Origin of the sequence: Mesorhizobium sp. M7A.F.Ca.ET.027.03.2.1 (assembly GCF_003999175.1) — a bacterium.
Classification (GTDB): domain Bacteria; phylum Pseudomonadota; class Alphaproteobacteria; order Rhizobiales; family Rhizobiaceae; genus Mesorhizobium.
Genome location: NZ_RZOM01000352.1, coordinates 1 through 5,439 on the forward strand (window position 1 = coordinate 1; position 5,439 = coordinate 5,439).

The following is a 5,439-nucleotide window of genomic DNA, read 5'->3' on the forward strand; positions in this document are numbered from 1 at the left end:
GGCCAGAACGGGCTGACGCTGCAGATCATGGCCGAACGCGAGGACGGCACCATGACCGTCGAGGATTGCGAAGAGGTCAGCCGCGCGGTGTCGCCGGCGCTCGACGTCGATGATCCGATCGAAAAGGCCTATCACCTCGAAGTCTCGTCGCCCGGCATCGACCGGCCACTGGTCCGCAAATCGGATTTCACGACCTGGACGGGTCATCTGGTGAAGATGGAAACATCGATGGTCGTCGCCGACCGCAAGCGCTTCAAGGGCAAGATCGCCGAAGCCGGCGAAGACGATGTGCTGATCGAGCGCGACAAGGCAGCCTATGGCGAGGAGCCGACGGTGCGTGTCCCCTACGATGCGATTGCCGACGTGCGCCTGATCCTGACCGACGATCTCATCCGCGATGCCCTGTCGAAGGACAACAGGGCGCGCAAGGAAGCCAAGAAGCGCCGCGGCGAACCGGACGACGACGAGTCGGGTGCGGAAGCGGACGCCACGGAAGACCACGAACAGGAACTATGATTGAGCTGCCGGGCGCAAAGGCCCGGCAAACAAGCTCCGGAGAAAAACGATGGTTGTAAGCGCCAACAGACTTGAATTGCTGCAGATCGCCGACGCGGTCGCGCGTGAAAAGTCGATCGACAAGTCGATCGTCATCGCCGCCATGGCCGATGCGATCCAGAAGGCGGCGCGCTCGCGTTACGGTCAGGAGACCAACATCCGCGCCGACATCAACCCGAACACCGGTGAGATGAAGCTGCAGCGGCTGATGGAAGTGGTCGAGAAGGTCGATGACTACGCCACGCAGATCGCCATTTCGTCGGCTCGCGAGCGCAATCCCGACGCCCAGCTCGGCGACTTCATCGCCGAACAGCTGCCGCCCATGGATTTCGGCCGCATCGCTGCCCAGTCGGCCAAGCAGGTCATCGTGCAGAAGGTCCGCGAGGCCGAACGCGACCGCCAGTATGACGAGTACAAGGACCGCATCGGCGAGATCGTCAACGGTACCGTCAAGCGCGTCGAATACGGCAACGTCATCGTCGATCTCGGCCGCGGCGAAGCGATCATCCGTCGCGATGAGCTGATCCCGCGCGAGAACTACAAATATGGCGACCGCGTCCGCGCCTATGTCTACGATGTGCGCCGCGAGCAGCGCGGCCCGCAGATATTCCTGTCGCGTACCCACCCGCAGTTCATGGCCAAGCTGTTCACCATGGAAGTGCCGGAAATCTATGACGGCATCATCGAGATAAAATCGGTCGCCCGCGACCCAGGTTCGCGCGCCAAGATCGCCGTCATCTCGCGCGACAGCTCGATCGATCCGGTCGGCGCCTGCGTCGGCATGCGCGGCAGCCGCGTCCAGGCCGTCGTCGGCGAATTGCAGGGCGAGAAGATCGACATCATTCCGTGGTCGCCTTCGGCGGCGTCCTTCATCGTCAACGCGCTGCAGCCGGCGGAAGTCGCCAAAGTCGTGCTCGACGAGGATGCCGAACGCATCGAAGTCGTGGTTCCCGACGACCAGCTGTCGCTGGCCATCGGCCGCCGCGGCCAGAACGTGCGTCTGGCTTCGCAGCTGACCGGTTGGGATATCGACATCCTCACCGAGGCCGAAGAATCCGAGCGTCGCCAGAAGGAATTCGTAGAGCGTTCGTCGCTGTTCATGGAAGCCCTCGACGTCGACGAGATGGTCGGCCAGGTGCTGGCCTCCGAAGGCTTCACCAGCGTCGAGGAAGTCGCGTATGTCGATTCCGGCGAGATCGCCTCGATCGACGGTTTCGACGAGGACACCGCTTCGGAAATCCAGACCCGCGCCCGCGAATATCTGGAGAAGATCGAGGCCGAGCACGATGACAAGCGCAAGGCGCTCGGTGTTTCGGACGAGTTGCGCGAAATTCCCGGCGTCACCACCGCCATGATGGTGACGCTTGGCGAGGACGGCGTGAAGACGATCGAGGATTTCGCCGGCTATGCCGCCGACGACCTGACCGGCTGGAAGGAACGCAAGGACGGCGAGACAAAGGTCTATCCGGGCGTGCTGGCCAATCATGGCGTGACCCGCGCAGACGCCGAACAGATGGTTCTGGCCGCCCGCCTCAAGGCCGGCTGGATCACCGAAGACGAGCTTGCAGCCGAAGAAGTCTCGGCTGACGAAGCCGTTGGTGCGTGAGGTGAAACCGCATCGCACCGAACCCGCCCCTGGACGAGATGAACGATCGCACCTGCATCGTTACGCGCAAACAAGCCGAACCGGATGATCTGATCCGGTTCGTCGTCGGCCCGGATTCGGCCGTCGTTCCCGACATCAAGAGAAATCTGCCCGGCCGCGGTTGCTGGGTGAGCGCCGACCGCCTACATATCGACAAGGCTGCGGCGAAGAACCTCTTTGCCCGCGCCTTCAAGGCACAGGTGGTCGTGCCGCCCGATCTTGGCGGCATGATCGACGGGCTGCTTTCCAGGCACGCTCTGGGCATGCTTGGTCTTGCCCGTAAGGCAGGCGCAATTTCGCTTGGTGCTACCAAGGTCGAAAGTGCTGTTCGCGGCGGATTGGCGCTTTTCGTGCTCCACGCGACCGAGGCGTCCGATGACGGCGTGCGCAAGATCAGCCAGGCGCGACGGGCGACAGTCCATCTCGGCGGGCCCGCCATCCTTGCCTACAAACTTTTCTCCGAGGCCGAGTTGAGCTTGGCATTGGGGGGTACAAATGTGATACATGCTGCCGTTCTCGCGGGAGACGCGGGCAGGGCGGTCCAGAAGCGCATGGTTGCGCTCGACCGGTATCGGGGCGGTTCCCCGGACGATCTGGCAATGCTTGCGGCTGTTGCTGACGAAGATGATGCCGCAGAGGATATGGAATGAGCGATACGAAATCGGGTGACGACAATACGCTGAGTGTGACGCCGAAGAAGACCTTGACGCTGAAGCGCCCCGGTATGGAACAGGGCACTGTGCGCCAGAACTTCTCGCACGGCCGCACCAAGCAGGTCGTCGTCGAAACCAAGAAGCGCAAGTTCTCGATGCCCGGCGACAAGCCGGAGCCTGTTGCCGCCCCGGTCTTCACACCGAAGCCGGCGGTCGTGGCCGCACCCGTCGTCGTGCCGGAAGCACCGAAGGCGCCACCACCGCCACCGGCCCCGGTCGAACGCAGCGGCATGGTGCTGAACGAGCTTTCGCGCAGTGAAATGGAAGCACGCCGCAGGGCGCTCGAGGGCTCGAAGGTTCGCGAGGTCGAGGACCGCCAGCGCGCCGCCGAGGATGCCAAGCGTCGCGCCGAGGACGAAGAGCGCCGCAAGCGCGAACGCGATGAATCCGCACGCCGCCAGGCCGAGGAAGAGGCGCGGTTGCAGACCGAGGCCGAATCCCGCCGTCGGGCTGAGGAAGAGGCCCGTCGACGCGCGCCATTGGCTGCCGAACTGGCAACGGTCGATGACGAGGAAGTGGCCAAGCCGAAGCGTGTTGGTGCCGGCGCACCGGTGCGCCGTCCGGTCACGCCCGAAGTGGCGCGTCCGGCCAAGCCGACCAAGGCCGAGGAAGACCGCCGCCGCGGCAAGCTGACGCTGAATTCAGCATTGTCCGACGAAGACGCGCGAGCCCGTTCGCTGTCGTCGATGCGTCGCCGCCAGGAAAAATTCAAGCGCGCGATGCACAATGAGCCGCGCGAGAAAGTCATGCGCGAAGTGATCCTGCCAGAGACCATTACCATCCAGGAACTGGCGCAACGCATGTCCGAGCGCGCGGTCGATCTGGTCAAGTTCTTCATGAAGCAGGGCCAGATCCTGAAGCCGGGCGACGTCATCGATGCCGACACGGCCGAGCTGGTTGCTACCGAATTCGGCCACACGGTCCGCCGCGTCGCCGAGTCCGACATCGAGGAAGGCCTGTTCAACATCGCCGACAATGCCGAGGACCTGGTTTCGCGTCCGCCGGTCGTGACGATCATGGGTCACGTCGATCATGGCAAGACCTCGCTGCTCGACGCGATCCGCAACGCCAATGTCGTCTCCGGCGAAGCCGGCGGCATCACCCAGCATATCGGCGCCTACCAGGTCGAGAAGAACGGTCACAAGATCACCTTCATCGACACGCCCGGCCACGCCGCCTTCACGGCGATGCGTGCTCGTGGCGCCCAGGCGACCGACATTGCCATCCTGGTGGTTGCCGCCGACGACAGCGTCATGCCGCAGACGATCGAATCGATCAGCCATGCCAAGGCGGCCGGCGTTCCGATCATCGTGGCGATCAACAAGATCGACAAGCATGATGCCGATCCGCAGAAAGTGCGCTCCGAACTGCTGCGCCACGAGGTTTTCGTCGAATCCATGGGCGGTGAAGTTCTGGACGTCGAAGTGTCGGCGACCAAGGGCACCAATCTCGACAAGCTGCTCGAGGCGATCCTGCTGCAGGCCGAAATTCTCGACCTGAAGGCCAATCCGGATCGTACCGCCGAAGGCGTTGTCATTGAAGCCCAGCTCGACAAGGGCCGTGGCCCCGTCGCCACCGTGCTGGTGCAGACCGGCACGCTGATGCCGGGCGACATCCTCGTTGCCGGCAACGAATGGGGCCGGGTGCGTGCGCTGGTCAACGATCGTGGCGTGCAGATCAAGGAAGCGCCGCCGGCGATGCCGGTGGAAGTGCTTGGCTTGCAGGGCACACCGCAGGCCGGCGACCGCTTCGCCGTGGTCAACAACGAGGCCCGTGCCCGCGAGATCACCGAATACCGCCAGCGCCTGGCGCGCGAGAAGGCGGTTGCCAAGCATGCCGGCCAGCGCGGTTCGCTCGAGCAGATGATGTCGCAATTGCAGACAAGCGGGCTGAAGGAATTTCCGCTGGTCATCAAGGGCGACGTGCAGGGCTCGATCGAGGCGATCAACGCCGCGCTCGACAAGCTCGGCACCGACGAAGTGCGTGCGCGCATCGTCCATGCCGGCGCCGGCGCCATCACCGAAAGCGACGTGTCGCTGGCGGAGACTTCGGGTGCCGCGATCATCGGCTTCAACGTCCGCGCCAACGTCCAGGCGCGTGCCGCTGCAGCGGCGGCCGGCATCGAGATCCGCTACTACTCGATCATCTACAACCTCGTGGATGACGTGAAGGCGGCTCTGTCGGGCCTGCTGTCGCCGGAGCGTCGCGAGACCTTCATCGGCAACGCGCAGATCCTCGAGATCTTCGACATCACCAAGGTCGGCAAGATCGCCGGCTGCCGTGTCACCGAAGGCAAGGTCGAGCGTGGCGCGGGTGTGCGCCTGATCCGTGACAACGTCGTCATCCACGAAGGGACGCTGAAGACCCTGAAGCGCTTCAAGGACGAAGTTTCGGAAGTCCCCGGCGGCCAGGAGTGCGGCATGGCCTTCCAGAACTACGAAGACATGCGCGTCGGCGACGTCATCGAGTGCTTCCGCGTCGAGATGGTGACCCGGACACTCTGAGTTCGAGTGACTTGTCCATACC

At 63.9% G+C, this 5,439-nt stretch carries 4 protein-coding genes; all 4 read left to right on the forward strand.

The window, feature by feature from the left end:
- On the forward strand, positions 1–516 hold a 516-nt coding region (rimP, locus tag EN750_RS16770; protein ID WP_127397072.1), incomplete at its 5' end, for a ribosome maturation factor RimP.
- A gap of 49 nt (positions 517–565) precedes the next feature.
- On the forward strand, positions 566–2,161 hold the full coding sequence (gene nusA, locus EN750_RS16775; protein WP_013527896.1) for a transcription termination factor NusA: 1,596 nt from the start codon (positions 566–568) through the stop codon (positions 2,159–2,161).
- A 38-nt stretch (positions 2,162–2,199) separates the two neighbouring features.
- Complete coding sequence (locus tag EN750_RS16780) at positions 2,200–2,850, forward strand: RNA-binding protein (protein WP_023811407.1); 651 nt, start codon at positions 2,200–2,202, stop codon at positions 2,848–2,850.
- Positions 2,847–5,417: a translation initiation factor IF-2 gene (infB, locus tag EN750_RS16785; RefSeq protein WP_127294040.1), complete on the forward strand. Its 2,571-nt coding sequence runs from the start codon at positions 2,847–2,849 to the stop codon at positions 5,415–5,417. The genes EN750_RS16780 and infB overlap by 4 nt, the downstream gene beginning before the upstream one ends.
- Positions 5,418–5,439: the final 22 nt, after the last annotated feature.